Here is a 15339-nt window from a genome sequence, read left to right on the forward strand (position 1 = left end):
GGGTAGTCAGTGTTCAGGTTGAATCAGAGGATCAGCCGGCCTGATCGGTCGATGCCGTCAGTGCGGCCAGCGTGGGTAAGGCAAGGTCTTTCGCGGAAATCAGCCGCTCCGCGCAATCGGGCCAGACGATGCCGATGTCGGCATCGTCCCAGCGCACGCCGGCACTGCTGCCCGGCGCGAAAGGTACCGTCATCTGGTAAAACACCTCGGACAGGGGCGACAGCGTTTGAAAACCGTGCGCCACGCCCTTGGGGATATAAATGGCCCGCTGCATCTGCGCGTCGAGCACCACGGCCTGCCACTGCAGATACGTCGGGGAGTCGGCGCGCAGGTCGAGGATCACGTCGTGCACGGCGCCCGTCGTCACGCGAACGAGCTTGTCTTCGGCGTGCTCGCCTTGCTGGAAATGCATGCCGCGGAGGATGCCCGCGCGCGTATTGCGCGACACGCTCTGCTGCGCAAAGCGCGCGTCGATGCCATGCGCCGCGAAGGTTTCCACGCAGACGGTACGGGCAAAGAAGCCGCGCTCGTCGGCCAGCGGCTCGGGATCGACGATCCAGGCGCCCGCGATGCGGGCCGGCGTGAAGATCACGGCAGCACCACGGTTTCCGGGATGGCCACCACGAAGCGGCCGCCCCAGGCGCGGATGCCCGACATCTGTTCCATCACCTCGTCCTTGATGTTCCAGGGCAGGATGACGAGGTAGTCGGGCCGCCGTGCATCGATGGCTTCCGGCGCCAGCACGGGAATGCGCGAGCCCGGCAGCAGCTTGTTCTGCTTCGCGGGGTTGCGGTCCACGACGTACTCGATCAGGTCCGAGTCGATGCCGCAGTAGTTCAGCAACGTGTTGCCCTTGGCCGCGGCGCCGTAGGCCGCCACGCGCTTGCCCTTGCGGCGCGCATCGATCAGGAAGGCGAGCAGATCGATACGGGCACGGCGTACACCCTCGGAGAACGCCGTGTATCGCTCGACCGAAGTCAGCCCGCCGCGGAGTTCCTCGTCCAGGCATGCCTGGACGTTGGCCGAGGTGGAATGCTTCGCGCCGTTGTGGCAGGCAAACAACCGCAGACTGCCGCCATGCGTGGGCAGATGCTCGATGTCGAACACGCGCAGGCCCGCCCGCGCGAGGATGGGCACCAGCGCGGTCAGCGACAGGTAGGAATAGTGCTCGTGGTACAGCGTGTCGAACTGGTTCTGCTCCAGCAGGCGCAGCAGATGCGGAAACTCGAGCGTCACCACGCCTTCCGGTTTCAGCACCACCGGCATGCCGCCCACGAAGTCGTTGATATCGGGGACGTGCGCCAGCACATTGTTACCGAGCAGCAGATCCACCTGCCAGCCCTCCACGCACAGCGCGCGCGCGGTGCGCTCGCCGAAGAACAGCTCGCGACTGTCGATGCCCTTCGCGCGCGCGGCTTCGCCGGTGTTGGCCGACGGCTCGATGCCAAGGCAGGGCACGCCGGCCTGCTGGAAATACTGCAGCAGGTAGCCGTCGTTGCTGGCCACTTCCATCACGCGGCTGTTGCGGTTCAGTCCGAAGCGCGCGGTCATCGCCTCGACATAGCGGCGCGCGTGTTCGAGCCAGGACGTGGAGAACGACGAGAAGTACACGTAATCGTCGTGGAAATGCGTCTCCGCCGGGGTGGCGTCGCGAAGCTGCACGAGCCAGCAGCTGTCGCACACCATGGCGTGCAGGGGATAGAACATCTCCCCGCGCGCGATATGCTCGGGCTTGATAAAGGCGTTGGAGACCGGCGACAGGCCGAGGTCCACCATCGTGTGTGCCAGCGGCGCGCCGCAGGCGCGGCAGTTCGCAGGGTGAGCGTTGAGTTGAGCGTTCATGCGCAGAATTGCCCGATCTGTTGTTCAGTGATGGCGCGTGCCTCTGAGGGCGCAAGCTGGACCGTGCGGTACCACCGCGCCGTGGCGGCCAGTGCTTCCTCGAGCGTCCAGCGTGGTGTCCAGCCCAGGACGGTGCGGGCACGCGCCGCGTCGAGGTACAGGTTGTGCGCTTCGTGCGGCGCGGCGCCCGGTGGCGGGCAATGTTTCCAGGCCAGCTCGGGCCAGTGAGACCGCAGGCCGTTCAGCACCGCGGCAACGGGGACGTTGTCGCGCGGCTCCGGCCCGAAGTTGAACGCGTCGGCCAGCGTCGCGTCGCCATCGAGCAGGCGGTTGCCGAGCCGCAGATAGCCATGGAGCGCCTCGAGGACGTGTTGCCAGGGCCGCGTCGCGTGCGGGCTGCGGATCTCCAGCGCGCGGCCCGCGGCGGTGGCGCGGGCCGCGTCGGGAATCAGCCTGTCTTCGGACCAGTCGCCGCCGCCGATCACGTTGCCGGCGCGCGCGGTGGCAAGCAGCACGCCGCGTTCGGCCAGAAACGACTTGCGATAGCTGGCCGCGACCAGTTCAGTGCCTGCCTTGCTGGCGCTGTAGGGGTCGTGACCGCCGAGCGCATCGGTCTCGCGATAACCCCAGAGCCATTCCTTGTTGTCGTAGCACTTGTCGGTGGTGACCACGATCACGGCGCGCACCGACGGACAGGCGCGCACGGCATCGAGCAGGTTCACGGTGCCCATGACGTTGGTGGACCACGTCTGTGCGGGATCGCGATAACTCGCGCGCACGAGCGGCTGCGCGGCAAGGTGCAGCACGATCTCGGGCTGTGCGTCCCGCATGGCCTGCGAGAGCGCGCCCGCGTCGCGCACATCGGCGATCGTATGGCGCTCCAGTGCCGACCTGACATCGGCCGCATGGAACAGGCTCGGCTCGGTATTGGGCGCGAGCGCATAGCCGCTCACCTGCGCCTCGAAGCGCGCGAGCAGCAGGGCCAGCCACGCGCCCTTGAAGCCGGTGTGGCCCGTGATGAAAACGCGTCGCCCGCGATAGGCCGCGAAGACGTTCGCGGGGCCCGGCGTCGTTACCAGATCTTCCACGGTGCCTTGCCCGATTGCCAGAGGTCTTCGAGAAGATTCTTCTCGCGCAGCGTGTCCATGGGCTGCCAGAACCCCGTATGTTCGAACGCCGCCATCTGCCCGCTGCCGGCCAGCTCGCGCATCGGCGCTTCTTCCCACGAGATGCCATCGCTCTCGATCAGGTCGATCACCTCGGGCTGCAGCACGAAGAAGCCACCATTGATCCATGCGCCATCGCCGCGCGGCTTCTCGGTGAAACCGCTGACGAGATCATGGCCGGTCCGCTCCAGCGCACCGTAACGGCCCGGCGGCTGCACGGCGGCAACGGTCGCCTGGCGGCCATGCGAGCGGTGGAATGCGATTTCGCGGCTGATGTCGATGTCGGAAACTCCGTCCCCGTAGGTGAAGCAGAACGCTTCGCCGGGTTCCAGGTATTCGCGCACGCGGCGCAGGCGTCCGCCGGTCATGGAGTCCTCGCCGGTGTCCACGAGCGTCACGCTCCACGGCTCGGCCTTGCGGTGATGCACGGCCATGCGGTTCTCGCGCATATCGAACGTCACGTCGGACATGTGCAGGAAGTAGTTGGCGAAGTACTCCTTGATGACGTAGCCCTTGTAGCCGAGGCAGATGACGAACTCGTTCACGCCGTGCGCCGAGTACATCTTCATGATGTGCCAGAGAATCGGCTTGCCGCCGATCTCGATCATCGGTTTGGGGCGCAGGTGCGACTCTTCGGAGATGCGGGTGCCAAGGCCACCGGCGAGGATCACGGCTTTCATGCGGTTGCTTCCTCCGCCACGTTGTTGTCGATGCGCTCGATGGTGATGCCAAGGATCTCGAACACGTCGGGTACCGCCGAAGCTTCCAGCGTTTCCAGCGCCAGGCCGAACTGGTCGTCCAGCAGTTGGGCGAGTGCCGACTTGTCGAGGCCCTGCTCGTCCATCCAGATGCCGAGCTTTCGGTACAGGGGCAATGCGTACGGACGCATGCCGATGGCCTCCACCAGCAGCTCGATGGCCTCTTCGTGCTTGCCTTCCGCGTATTTGATTTCGGCGAGCCCGTACGCGATCATCCAGTGGCGATACCAGGTGGACGTCAGGTTCTCCAGCACGTTGCGCAGCGGGCCGTATTCGCGCAGATGCAGATGCGCGGCCACCGACAGCACGAGGTCTTCCGCCGGATACCAGGTACCGCCAAAGAACACGCCTTCCCTGCGCGCCACGCGTTCGTGGGAGGTGGGCTTGAATTCCCTGACCATCTCGGTCACCTCGTCCTCGAACCAGGTGGCGAAGCGGGGGGCGTCGAACATCTCGCTTTTCTCGGCACGCGGGCGAATCGACTGGCGAATGCCGTCCAGCTGCGCGATATCGGACGCGAGCGCGCATGCCACTTCGATGTAGCGCTCCTCGGTTTCGCAGATGAGTTCGTCGAGGCCGGCCGCGCGCAGGAACGGGGTGGACACGCGCTGATGGAACGTGTCACCCGCGAAGGTGACGACGGGCACGCCCATCCAGATCGCATCGCAGGTGGTGGTGCCGCCGGTGACCGGCGCGGTGTCCAGTGCGATGTCGATGCGATGGTAGGTGAGGTACTGATTGGCGCCATCGCGCGGAATCATATCCACGCGGCTGGTGTCGATGCCGTGCTGTTCCATGCGCGTGCGCAACATCTCGCGCACGCTTTCGCGGTCGCATCCCGCGGCTTCCACCAGCAGCCGCGAGTTGGGGCAGCGCGCGAGTACCGCGCTCCACAGACGCATGGTCTTGGGGCCGAGCTTGGCGATGTGATTGCACGAGCCGAACGTGATGTAGCCATTCTCCAGCGCGGGCGTCGGACACACGCGATACTTCGGCTCGTAGATGAACAGCGGATTGGTGACCATCGGATGGAACGCGCTGAAGATCGGCGCACGCAGCAGCTTCTCGCTGTAGTTGTGCTCGAATCCCGCGGGGTCGGCCGTCCAGTCGGTCACGCGATACTCGATCTCCTTCATACCCGTCGTGCCCGGGTATCCAAGCCAGGTCAGCTGCTTTGGCGCGAGCCTGTGCACCATGTATTGCAGCGGCGATGCGCCCGTGTACCCACCGAGGTCCACCATGACGTCGCAACGTGCGGCGCGGATGCGCCTGACGACTTCGGCCTCCTTCAGCTTCGACACATCCTGAAAGCTCTCCGCATACTGGCGGATCTTCTGCGTGACGTTGTCGGTCACGCTCGTGAGCGAGAACAGATGCACTTCGAAGCGGGTGCGATCGATGTTCGCGATCAGGGGAATCAGGAAGTAGGCGACCGCATGGCGGCGCAAGTCGTTCGAGAGGATGCCGATGCGAATCTTGTCGCCATCGCTGCCGCTCAATTCGGGCAGTTTTCCGTCGATCGGCATGCGGGCCAGCGTTTCCGCCCAGTCGGTGGCTTCTCGCCGCAGCTGCTCGGCGCCGATGGTCTCGTCGTAGAGAATCGTAAACAGCAGGTTCGAGCGGTTGATGCGCTGCAGGGGATCCAGCGCGCAGGCCTGGCGCATCACCGGAATCGCCTCCATGGTGGCGCCCGATTCCCGCAGCGCGCTCGCGTAGTTGCCGACCACGGCGGGGTCGTTCGGCAGCAGCGCCACGGCACGCTCGCCGGCGATTCGCGCGTCGTTGTAATGACCGAGCGCGAACATCGCCGCGCCATAGGCCTGCCACAGATGGCCGACCTCGGGTTGCAGGTCCAGGCTGCTTTTCAGCAGCTTTGCCGCGACGTCGAAATTCTCGAGCTGGAGCTCCAGCGTGCCCAGCATGCCGAGAAACCCGGCATGGTTGGGAAAGCGCTTCAGGCTGGCTTCGCCCAGCGCCTTGGCCTCCGCATTGCGGCCCAGTCCGGACATCGCGACGGCTTCGATGTAGCTCGCGTCCGCGAGGCTGGCGCCACTGCGCTTGGCAGTCCCCGCAAGCTTGATGGCCTCCGCGAATCTGCCGGATGCGTGGGCCGCCCAGGCCTGCTGGATGAGGCGCTGCGCGGGGCTCATCGAGACGTTTTTATTCATGGCATTCTGCTTTGTTTAGGCACATTGCCACCCAGAGCTTTATGGGTTGGCCGATGCTAAAACCTTAACAAAGGGGAATGCGCGCCATTGGCCCGAACACGGGACTAAATTGGCGCTATTTCGTACCGCGTGGCGAGTTCGTCTCCTGGCTGGGAAGACGCGCCAGGCAACGTTCTCAGGGGAGGGCGGGGATCGGCGCGGGCGAGTCCGAAGCGGCCTCGACCTGATGGAGCCACGTCAGCAGTTCCGCCACCGCGACATACAGTTGCGGCGGAATCTGGCTGTCCATGTCGATCTGCATGAGCAGATTCACGAGCGCGGGCGAGCCGTGCACGTAGACGCCGGCCTCCCGCGCGCGCGCAATGATGGCTTCGGCGGATACGCCGTATCCCTTGGCCACGACTCGGGGCGCGTTGTCCCTGGCGGCATAGGCCAGCGCTACGGCGGCGTTGCGATCGGCGCTGTGGTCCGGGTTGTTCTGGTGGCTCATGCTGCCGCTCCGTCCGCCACGTCCGCGGTCTGGACCTGCAGGTTCAAGAGCGCGATACCTCGGGCTTCCAGTTGCTGCCGGAAGGTATCCCGCGTCTCGGCGAGGCGTGCGGCGGCGCTGTCGTCATGGGTGAGCAGCCGCGCTTCCAGCCCGCGCGCGCCCAGCGTGAGCACGGCCTCGACGTTGCCGAGTTGTGGCAGCGACAGCCGCACGCGCGTGCTCCATTGTGCCGTCCCTTCCGCCGCGCCCTCGCGTTGTTGTCCGCCTTCATGGCGCGTGACCTCCCAATCGACGGGCATGCCTGGCCATGCATCGACCGCAAAGCGGAACTGCTGCGTTGCCAGCAGTTCCAGCTGCTGGCGCACCACGCCTTCGGTCGCGGGATGCACGGGCGGCCCCGTGTCGGTGGGAGAAGGGGTCGGGTCGGGCGTGTTCCAGTTGGCGATGGCGGCCTCGCGCTGTGCCCGCGCGATGTGATAGCCGTCGTGCGAGACCTCTGCCGTCGCCTGATACGCCTGTGCTGCCGCGCTGGCCTGCGCCGCGCGGCGTTCGTCGCCGACTGTCCCCGCCGGACTTGCGCCTCCCGGTGACGACTGGCGGATACGGTTGTTCGCGCGCAGGACTTCCGCGGCCACTGCGTCGTGGGAGGCGGCGTTGACGGGAATCGGGGCGCCATGCGTACTGGCAGGCGGGAAGACGACAGGGCGCGTCAGTTCCGCCAGCGTGGCGGCCGGGTTGCTCTGTGGTGACGGAGGCGTTGCGGGGCCGCTGTAGGGCAGCATGGCGACCGGGCCCGGGCTCGGCTGCGGTGCGGCGTTCGCCGGCGGCTGGCTACCGGGTGCGACCGGCTGGCGCAGCGGGCCCTGCGGTTCCGCCAGCAGCGAGGTCAAGGGGCGCATGCCGCTGACCCATTGTTCGAGGTGCGACTCGTAGAACAGGCCGCTCTCGCCAACCAGTGCGGCCAGTCCGTTCGCCATCGCGGCTGCGGATGCGGGCGCGGTGCCGGCGGCGGGCGCGGAAGGCAACAGCGGCGATGCCGCGCGCATGGGAACGGAGTCGGCGTTGCCCATCACGTCCAGGATGGCGCGCGCCGCGAAGCTGAGCGTCTCGCGTGTGGATGTGGTCTGGGCAGCGTTCGCCAGATTGCCGGCGCCTGCTGCGACGCCATTCGGCTGACGTGTCGGCAGCGCGCCGCCCGTGGACGACTGCACGTCGCCCTGCGTGACCTCGGGCGCCGGCATCAGCGCGGCAAGCCTGTCGATCGTCAGGGATGGCCGCGTCAGCTGCGGATCGGGAGTGTGCCCGGGAAGAAGGCTGGGAGGCAGATGAACGCCGGTCATGGGCACGTATCAGGAAACGCGGGGCGCGACCGTCGCCCCTCGGGTAAGGGGCGGGACGTCTAGACTACTGCGCCGTACGCGCGGTGCAGGCTCATCTGCGTGCGCGAGTTGTTGAGCAGGCTACCCAGTTGCGCGAGGCGCGGCATCGTGAGATCGCGGATGCGCGCATCGAACGCCAGAATGCGCTCGAGCAACTGGAAGCGGCGCAGGCGCTCGTTGTCGGAAAAGGGCACGGCATGGTCCAGCTGGCGCAGGCGCTCGACCTCGGCCAGGTAGACCTGCTGCAGTTCGCTCATCGCGTCCCAGTTTCCGGCACGCGCGGCTTCGAGCATTTGCTCTGAGAGCAACAGCAGCTCTTCATAGCTACGAACGATAGGGGACATAGACAGCATTTCAGGATTCTTGCAGCGCAGGCTGAGCCTCGGTTGCCAGGGAGGGCTGCTGGGTTTCGGATGCCGCGGGGTCGCCTATGGCGGCCCACGCCGAGGCCAGGTTCTCGAGCAGTGCATCGACTTCATCCAGCAGGGTGGCGTCGTTGCGCAGATTTGCCAGCAGGAGCCGGCGCGTCATGTATTCGTAGAGAGACTCGAGGTTGGCGGAGATGTCTCCGCCTGCCTCATGATCCAGCACGGCTCTGAGACCGTTGTCGATGATATTGATTGCCTTGGAGATCGCGTTGCCGCGCGCTTCCGTTTCGCCGTTCTCCATGTGGAACTTTGCGCGCGCGATGGCCGAGCGGGCACCGTCGTACAGCATGACGATGAGCTTGTGCGGGCTCGCGTTCATGACGCCGGTCTGGACACCGACCTGGGCGTAAGCGTTGATACCTTGGCGCGCGAACATGGCGATCTCCGAAAGTGTTACTTGTTGCTGCTGGACAGCGACGCGAACTGTTGCGTCAGGTAGGACTTGGTCTGGTTCAGCTGGGCGACCAGTGCATCGAGTGCCGTGAACTGAGCCTTGTAGCGGTCCATGGTCGTCTGGATGCGGTCCTGGGTCTGGGTGTACTTGTCGTTCAGGTCCTTGAGCGAGTCGGTCAGGCCGGTGGTCACGGCATTCAGTGCGCCGCCATCGGCGTTGAGGCCATCAACATAGTCCGAAATCGTGTTGCCCAGGCCCTTGCTGCCGTTCACGCCGCCGAAGAATGCGGACATGCCCGAAGCGTTGTCGCGGATCGCGGCGTCGAGCTTGTCGTCGTTGACTTTGAGCTTGCCGTAGTTCTGACCCTTGTTGGACGTGTCGAGGTCGAACGAGATACCCAGTTGCGACAGCGACAGCGTGCCACCCTTGCCATCGGGCAGGCCGGCATTGAGCATCGAGCGCAGGCTGGTCTGGATGTTGCGCAGCGTGGCATCGCCAGTCAGCGGCGACGAGCTCGAAGGATCGCCAGGCTTGTTGGCGCTGGTGTCGAACGCCGTCTGCGTCGCGGCCTCCGTCAGCAGTGCGTTGTAGGCGCTCACGAAGTCCGTGACGGCCTTCTTGATGGCGTCGTTGTCCTGCGTCGTGGTCAGCGTGGTGTCGCCGGTTGCGGTCAAGGCGAGCGTGGTGCCCGGTACGGCGTCCTTGACGGTGTTTTCCTGGCTGACGATGTCGATGCCGTTCACCGTGAGGGCGGCGTTGCCGGCCTTGATCTTTTCCTGCATGCCGTTCGGCTGCGTCGCTTGCGTCGGATCGAATGCGAGGACGTTGCTGACCGCGCTGTCGCTGGCGCTCACGCGCATGGACATGTCTTCGCCGGTCTTGGCGGACGTCAGCACCAGACGATAGGGCGTGCCCGAACCGTCATTGACGATGCTGGCCTTCACGCCGACGTCGGCCTTGTTGATCGAATCGCGGATGCCCTGCAGCGACGTGTCGGAACCGATGGTGACCGTCTTGGTGCTGGTCGGCGCGCCGCCGGTGGCAAGGTCCTTGCCGAAATCGAACGTAATGGTGCCGCCGCCGATCGCCGTGGTCTGGCTGGCCTGACCCGCCGAGGCCAGCGTCTGCGCCTGTGCGAGCTTCGTGATCTTGATGGCGTAGCTGCCCGGCACGGAGTCGGTGCTCGTCGTGGGGGTCAGGATGCCGTTGCTGACGGCCGCCTTCACCACGGAGAAGGTCTTCGGATTCGTCAGGTTCTTTGCTGCCGCCTGGTACGCATCCAGTGCGTTCTTGATCTTGCCGTAAGCCGACAGCTTCGCCTGATAGGCGGTGGCCTGATCCTGGATGGGCGTAAGCGCCAGATTCTCGTTGGTCTGCAACGACGTGAGCAGATCCTGCAGATTCAGACCCGAACCGACACCGATGTTGGAGATTCCTGCCATGTTCTTTACCTTGTTTTTTTCTTCAACTGGATGCCGTTCTACACGGCGTGACTGACAAACAGACCCTGCAACTTGTCGATCGCGCGGGCGACGCGCAGGACTTCCTCGTTCGGCATTTGCCGGATGACCTCGCCCGTGTCCTTGTCGATCACCTTGGTGATGACGCGGTGCGTCTTGTCGTCGATCTCGAATCGCAGGCCGATCGACGTCGTCTTGAGAACATCGACGAGCTCCTGCACGGCACCGGTGGTGTCGGAGGACGAATCGGAGTTCCTGGAGAAAGACGGGGCAGCGGGGTCCGCCGCGCGTTGCGGCTCGCCAGGCAGTTTGGCCGCGCCGGCCGGCGCTGGCGCCTGGCTCGTGGCGGGATGCGCGGCGACCTGCGCCGGGGGCATCGAAACGGTATTAGGGTGTGCCATGGTCTTTCTCCGTCCGAAAAGGCTCGGGTCAGTGTCCTGTTGAAACGCTTTGCAGGCAGCGGTCTGCCTGCAAAACATTCCGGCAAAAAGGCCGGGCCTTGCGGCCCGGCCTTTCCTGCGGCGTGATTAACGCAGCAGCGACAGCACGTTCTGGGTCGTCTGGTTGGCTTGCGACAGCACCGACGTACCAGCTTGTTGCAGGATCTGCGCGCGGGTCATGTTCGACACTTCCGTTGCGTAGTCAGCGTCTTCGATGCGCGAACGCGAAGCCGACAGGTTGTTCACCGTCGTGCTCAGGTTGTTGATCGTCGATTCGAACCGGTTTTGCACAGCACCCAGGGCCGAACGCAGGTTGTCCACCGTGGACAGTGCGGCGTCCATCGTGGCCAGCGGGTTCGTCGTAGCGGTTTGCTGGAAGTCCGAGGACGTCAGCGCTGCACCGTTGATCGTGAAGCCAGCGGTCGTACCGTTGTTCACGGCGTCGCTTGCCTTGACGGCGATGTACATCGTCGTCGAGGTAGCCGTGCCGTTGCCAGCGAAGCCCTTGGCCGACAGAGCCGTGTCGTCGGCGGCGGTCAGGCCGGTCATGCTCACGCGAACGAACAGGTTGCCCTTCGAGTCTTGCACCAGGTCTTGGGCGTTGATAGCCGACGAGGTGTTCAGGCCCAGAGCGCGCTGGATGTCGGCAGCCGACACGCCGGTTGCGCTGGTGCCGGTTGCGCCGTTGCCGAAGATGGCGGTAACAGCGGTACCGTTGGCGATCGTGCCGGTCGTGCCTTGCGGGCCAGCAACGCTGAAGCCCGAGATGCCCAGGGTCTTCGACGTGATTTGCTGCAGGCCGATCGTGATGGTTTCAGCGTCGTTCGCGCCAACCTGGATCGTCATGTTCTGGTTCTTGGCCAGAACCTTCACACCGTTGAACTGGGTTTGCGACGACACGCGGTCGATTTCAGCCAGACGCTGCTTGATTTCGTCCTGGATCGACTTCAGGTCCGAACCCGAGTTCGTGCCGTTGGCGGCTTGCACCGACAGTTCACGGACACGTTGCAGGTTGTTGTTGACTTCGGTCAGCGCGCCTTCGGTCGTTTGAGCGATCGAGATACCGTCGTTGGCGTTACGCGAAGCTTGCGTCAGGCCGCGGATGTTGGCGGTGAAGCGGTTGGCGATGGCTTGGCCAGCGGCGTCGTCCTTTGCGCTGTTGATGCGCAGACCCGACGACAGGCGTTGGATCGCGCTGTTCAGCGAAGCTTGCGAGGTGTTCAGGTTGCTCTGCGTTTGCAGAGACAGAATGTTGGTGTTGATGACTTGCGCCATGGTACGACTCCTATTTGCAATGTTTTAGGCATTCCGGCGGGTGCCGTAACGTTGGCTGCCTGCTGGAGCAGGGGTAGAGTGCCTCCGTTGCAAGGGTTATCGACCAGCGGTGGGGAAGCTTTAGTGTGACTTTTACTAGAGTTGTGCTCAGCGGCGCTTGCGGGTGCGCGGTACGAACAGGCGCACGAAATCCGGCGAGGTTTCCGCGTCCGGCACCACGGCCTCGCCCTCGGGGCCGGCCGGCGTCACCACCGTGACGGCGCGCTTGTACACCAGCACGGGCGTCGGATCGTCGAGATCCTGCCCGAGCAGCAGCATGTAATTGTCCGAAGCGATGACCACGCCCGTGAGGCGTGTGCCGTTCGACAAGTGGACGATGACCGGAACGCGACTGGCGCTGTGGGCCGCAAATTGCAGGTGCTGTAGTTTGCGACTGGGTCTGGAGGCCTTTTTTTCCTGCTTCACAACTTCTCCGGAAGAGCCCACAAGGGATCTGGCGGCTGACGACGATACGAGGGATGAAACATTCACTCTCGGTACCGGCGCGGGAGATCCCGCAGTCGCCTTGTTTATCGGGCGCTGCCAGAAGAGAAGGGGAATACTTCAGGCCAAAGGGTAACAAAGTTTTACAAATCGTGACGAGAGCGAGCGCTGACCATCGGCTAGAGCGTTTGCTCTAACAATATCGTTGTGAAAATTGTGAGGTTGAGGTAACTCTCGGATTGAGAGTTACAGACTTGCCAAAAGAATCGCGATCGGCACAAACCAAAGACTCAAGGTTTGTGAAGATGCTGCCGTTATCTCTCGGCAGCGCCAAAAGTGATGCCTTCGAATGTTTTTAGTGAAGAAATTCACTTGCCACTTACACCCACCATCAGGGGTTTCCCTGATAGAAGGTCGATTTACACCTCATGTAAGCGGGTTTATATTCGTGGCCTGAGCCAAAAGTCCGGTTCTTCTACAGCAGTCCTGAAAGCCTACGAGCACCCCGCGCGTGGGCTTCTTTTTTTGGCGAGCCCGCGTCGCTCCATATCCTTCAGAGTGCACGGGAGCTATTAGACGCCACCCGGCAGCGGGTCAATTTGCCGAACTGCCAGTGTTTTACCCGTCATTTCAAATTCCGCCTCAAGTCGCCTTCCGGCCACGCCGTTAGGGCCTCCGTGCGTCCCCCCGCATGGCCTGAACTGCCGGGGGTGATACGCCGCTCCTGCCAAACCAAAGCGAACAAGAGAGAAGGGGAACGGTGATGGGCTTGCGAAATACAGGCATCGGGACAAGGCTGTCCCTGGCATTTCTGCTGGTGGTCGTGTTGCTGGCCGCCGTGGCGGCAGTGGGCGTGTCGTCGCTCCATGGCATGAACGACGCCATGCATACGGCCGTCGAGCAGCGTCTGCTGCGCGTGCTGGACCTCAATCGCGTCAAGGGCGACGCGCAACAGATCGGCATGCTGGTGCGCGACGCGGCACTGTCGCAGGATCCGGCGATCGTCACGCGCAATGCCGAGCGCATCGTCGCCGTGCGCGAGGACGTGGCGCGCACGCTCGGGGAATTCAGCAAGCTGCTCGAGCAGTCGGGCCATCCCGATCGCAAGGCGATGCTGGACTCGCTGACGCAGGCGCGCGAAGGCTATAACAAGCAGCTCGATGCCGTGATCCAGCAACTGCGGGCCAGCGACTTCGACGGCGCGCGAAGCGGTCTCGCCAATGGGCTGGGTCCGGCGCAGGTGCCGTATTTCGAGAAGCTCGACGAACTCTCGGCATCGGGCCGCAAGATGGCGATCTCCGCCGTCGGTACCGCAAGCGAGCGGTACGAGCTCACACGTGACGTGCTGATTGGCCTGGCCATCGTGGCCGCGGTGGTCGCTGCCATGCTCGGCATGGCCATCACGCGTTCCATCACGCGGCCCGCCCGGCACGCGCTGGACGCGGCCGAGGCGCTGTCGGCCGGCCGGCTCGGCCATACGATCGAGGTGCGCAGCCAGGACGAAATGGGCCGCATGCTCGGCGCGCTCGAAGGGGCCTTCGGTCAATTGCGCAGCCTTGTGCATGGCATTCAGCAGGCGGCGGGCTCGATCGACACCGCCGCGCGCGAGATCAGCACCGGCAACACGGATTTGTCCCAGCGTACGGAAGAGCAGGCGGCCTCGCTCGAACAGACCGCTGCATCGATGGAGCAGCTGACCTCGACGGTGCGTCAGAACGCCGAGAACGCGCGCCAGGCCAACCAGCTCGCGGTGAATGCATCCGACGTGGCCAGCCAGGGCGGCCGTGCCGTGCGCGGCGTGGTGGAGACGATGGACGGCATCTCGAAGTCGTCGCAGCGCGTGACCGAGATCATCGGGGTGATCGAGGGCATTGCGTTCCAGACCAATATTCTTGCGCTCAACGCGGCCGTGGAAGCGGCGCGCGCGGGCGAGCAGGGCCGGGGCTTCTCGGTCGTGGCGGCGGAAGTGCGCACGCTGGCGCAGCGGTCGTCCGCGGCGGCGAAGGAAATCGGCGAACTGATCAACGGGTCGGTCCGGCAGGTGCAGGACGGCGCGAAGCAGGTGGAGCAGGCGGGCAGGACCATGGACGATATCGTCGGCGCGGTCCGCCGCGTGACGGACATCATGGGCGAGATCACCGCGGCGAGCCAGGAGCAGTCGGCCGGCATCGAGCAGGTGAGCCTGGCCATTACCCAGATGGAAGGCGTGACGCAGCAGAACGCGGCGCTCGTCGAAGAGGCCGCGGCGGCCGCCGAAAGCCTGCTGCAGCAGGCGCAGGGGCTGGTGACCGAAGTCGCCAAGTTCGATATCGGCGGCACGCAGGGTGCCGCGACGAGCCGCGCAGCCATCGCCCATGCCGCAGTGCCCGCCCTTGCCGCACCTTCCGCACCTTCCGCACGCGCGCTGCCATCGCGCCTGCCCGCCCTCGCGTCCGCATCCACCTCGTCCGCGGCTCGCACCGGACGCGCCTTGCCTTCGCCGACTCCCGCAGTCGTGCGCGAGCCCGCTGCCTCGTCCGCGACGACGGCGCCCGCCACGCGCGTGCGCGCCATCTCGCGCCCGGTGAACGCGGCGGCCGCTCCGGCTGCGGCGCGCCCGGCGCCTGCCGAGACGAAGCGCCCCGCCCAACCGACGGCCGCCCCGGCACCGCGCGCCACGCGCGAACCCGCCGTCCCCGCAGCGGTCCGCCCGCCGGTGACGCGCAAGCCGCAGGCTTCCGTGCTGCCCACGCGCACGCCGGCGACACCGGCCAAAGCGCGCGGTCCGGTGGAGCGTCAGCGCCGCGAGCCGGTATTGCAGCCCGCGCGCCGTCCGGGCCATGCCCGCCCGGCCGCGAGCCCCGCGCTCGCGACCGCCGGCGCCGGCGAGTGGGAAACTTTCTGAAAGAAAGCGGACATGCGCGTCGAAGGAGAACTCGCCTACAATGGCGGTTCTCCTTGATCACAAGAGCAGACAAGGCCAACGAGGGCCCGTGCCGCACATCGGCACATCCATGAGCCCCGAGCGCCGCCGTCTGCCGCGCTCCATGTCTTCCTCCTCCCCCGCCCGAGACAGT

General features: G+C 65.2%; 14 protein-coding genes. 1 reads left to right on the top strand and 13 read right to left on the bottom strand.

Annotated features, from left to right (window positions below; translation table 11 throughout):
• Positions 1-31: 31 nt before the first annotated feature.
• From rfbC to FOB72_RS28365, 13 genes are all read right to left on the bottom strand, one after another.
• The gene (rfbC, locus tag FOB72_RS28305) at positions 32-592 is read right to left on the bottom strand and encodes a dTDP-4-dehydrorhamnose 3,5-epimerase (protein WP_150376424.1); all 561 of its coding nucleotides are present in this window, start codon (positions 590-592) and stop codon (positions 32-34) included.
• Positions 589-1842 (bottom strand): class I SAM-dependent methyltransferase, encoded by a 1254-nt coding sequence (locus FOB72_RS28310; RefSeq protein WP_150376426.1) that lies wholly within the window; start codon positions 1840-1842, stop codon positions 589-591. The genes rfbC and FOB72_RS28310 overlap by 4 nt, the downstream gene beginning before the upstream one ends.
• Positions 1839-2930, bottom strand: coding sequence for a CDP-glucose 4,6-dehydratase (gene rfbG / locus FOB72_RS28315; protein ID WP_223851607.1), 1092 nt, complete (start codon positions 2928-2930; stop codon positions 1839-1841). The genes FOB72_RS28310 and rfbG overlap by 4 nt, the downstream gene beginning before the upstream one ends.
• Positions 2915-3688, bottom strand: a complete 774-nt coding sequence (gene rfbF / locus FOB72_RS28320) for a glucose-1-phosphate cytidylyltransferase (RefSeq protein ID WP_150376428.1) — start codon at positions 3686-3688, stop codon at positions 2915-2917. The genes rfbG and rfbF overlap by 16 nt, the downstream gene beginning before the upstream one ends.
• On the bottom strand, positions 3685-5934 hold the full coding sequence (locus FOB72_RS28325) for a tetratricopeptide repeat protein (protein ID WP_150376430.1): 2250 nt from the start codon (positions 5932-5934) through the stop codon (positions 3685-3687). Before FOB72_RS28325 ends, rfbF begins: the two co-directional genes overlap by 4 nt.
• 175 nt (positions 5935-6109) lie before the next feature.
• Positions 6110-6424: an EscU/YscU/HrcU family type III secretion system export apparatus switch protein gene (locus FOB72_RS28330; protein ID WP_150376432.1), complete on the bottom strand. Its 315-nt coding sequence runs from the start codon at positions 6422-6424 to the stop codon at positions 6110-6112.
• Positions 6421-7764 carry a flagellar hook-length control protein FliK gene (locus tag FOB72_RS28335; protein WP_150376434.1) on the bottom strand — a complete coding sequence of 448 codons (1344 nt, stop codon included), beginning with the start codon at positions 7762-7764 and terminating at the stop codon, positions 6421-6423. The genes FOB72_RS28330 and FOB72_RS28335 overlap by 4 nt, the downstream gene beginning before the upstream one ends.
• A gap of 59 nt (positions 7765-7823) precedes the next feature.
• Positions 7824-8156, bottom strand: a complete 333-nt coding sequence (locus FOB72_RS28340) for a flagellar protein FliT (RefSeq protein WP_150376436.1) — start codon at positions 8154-8156, stop codon at positions 7824-7826.
• 1 nt (position 8157) lies between these two features.
• Positions 8158-8607: a flagellar export chaperone FliS gene (gene fliS, locus FOB72_RS28345; protein ID WP_150376438.1), complete on the bottom strand. Its 450-nt coding sequence runs from the start codon at positions 8605-8607 to the stop codon at positions 8158-8160.
• 17 nt (positions 8608-8624) lie between these two features.
• The gene (gene fliD, locus FOB72_RS28350) at positions 8625-10067 is read right to left on the bottom strand and encodes a flagellar filament capping protein FliD (RefSeq protein WP_150376441.1); all 1443 of its coding nucleotides are present in this window, start codon (positions 10065-10067) and stop codon (positions 8625-8627) included.
• A gap of 38 nt (positions 10068-10105) precedes the next feature.
• Positions 10106-10486, bottom strand: a complete 381-nt coding sequence (locus FOB72_RS28355; protein WP_223851608.1) for a flagellar protein FlaG — start codon at positions 10484-10486, stop codon at positions 10106-10108.
• 126 nt (positions 10487-10612) lie between these two features.
• Positions 10613-11800, bottom strand: coding sequence for a FliC/FljB family flagellin (locus tag FOB72_RS28360; protein WP_150376443.1), 1188 nt, complete (start codon positions 11798-11800; stop codon positions 10613-10615).
• Between the two features lie 147 nt (positions 11801-11947).
• On the bottom strand, positions 11948-12331 hold the full coding sequence (locus FOB72_RS28365; RefSeq protein WP_411859857.1) for an RNA chaperone Hfq: 384 nt from the start codon (positions 12329-12331) through the stop codon (positions 11948-11950).
• 715 nt (positions 12332-13046) lie between these two features.
• Between FOB72_RS28365 and FOB72_RS28370 the strand changes: the two genes are divergently transcribed.
• Positions 13047-15167, top strand: a complete 2121-nt coding sequence (locus FOB72_RS28370) for a methyl-accepting chemotaxis protein (protein WP_150376447.1) — start codon at positions 13047-13049, stop codon at positions 15165-15167.
• Positions 15168-15339: the final 172 nt, after the last annotated feature.

The sequence above is a fragment of the Cupriavidus pauculus genome, from assembly GCF_008693385.1.
Lineage (GTDB): Bacteria > Pseudomonadota > Gammaproteobacteria > Burkholderiales > Burkholderiaceae > Cupriavidus > Cupriavidus pauculus_D.

What these genes read in the sequence shown, in the direction of transcription:
- FOB72_RS28355 (WP_223851608.1), bottom strand. Translation starts at nt 10,486, where the DNA reads ATGGCACACCCTAATACCGTTTCGATGCCCCCGGCGCAGGTCGCCGCG.
- FOB72_RS28370 (WP_150376447.1), top strand. Translation starts at nt 13,047, where the DNA reads ATGGGCTTGCGAAATACAGGCATCGGGACAAGGCTGTCCCTGGCATTT.
- FOB72_RS28310 (WP_150376426.1), bottom strand. Translation starts at nt 1,842, where the DNA reads ATGAACGCTCAACTCAACGCTCACCCTGCGAACTGCCGCGCCTGCGGC.
- fliD (WP_150376441.1), bottom strand. Translation starts at nt 10,067, where the DNA reads ATGGCAGGAATCTCCAACATCGGTGTCGGTTCGGGTCTGAATCTGCAG.
- FOB72_RS28335 (WP_150376434.1), bottom strand. Translation starts at nt 7,764, where the DNA reads ATGACCGGCGTTCATCTGCCTCCCAGCCTTCTTCCCGGGCACACTCCC.
- FOB72_RS28340 (WP_150376436.1), bottom strand. Translation starts at nt 8,156, where the DNA reads ATGCTGTCTATGTCCCCTATCGTTCGTAGCTATGAAGAGCTGCTGTTG.
- FOB72_RS28325 (WP_150376430.1), bottom strand. Translation starts at nt 5,934, where the DNA reads ATGAATAAAAACGTCTCGATGAGCCCCGCGCAGCGCCTCATCCAGCAG.
- FOB72_RS28360 (WP_150376443.1), bottom strand. Translation starts at nt 11,800, where the DNA reads ATGGCGCAAGTCATCAACACCAACATTCTGTCTCTGCAAACGCAGAGC.
- rfbF (WP_150376428.1), bottom strand. Translation starts at nt 3,688, where the DNA reads ATGAAAGCCGTGATCCTCGCCGGTGGCCTTGGCACCCGCATCTCCGAA.
- fliS (WP_150376438.1), bottom strand. Translation starts at nt 8,607, where the DNA reads ATGTTCGCGCGCCAAGGTATCAACGCTTACGCCCAGGTCGGTGTCCAG.
- FOB72_RS28330 (WP_150376432.1), bottom strand. Translation starts at nt 6,424, where the DNA reads ATGAGCCACCAGAACAACCCGGACCACAGCGCCGATCGCAACGCCGCC.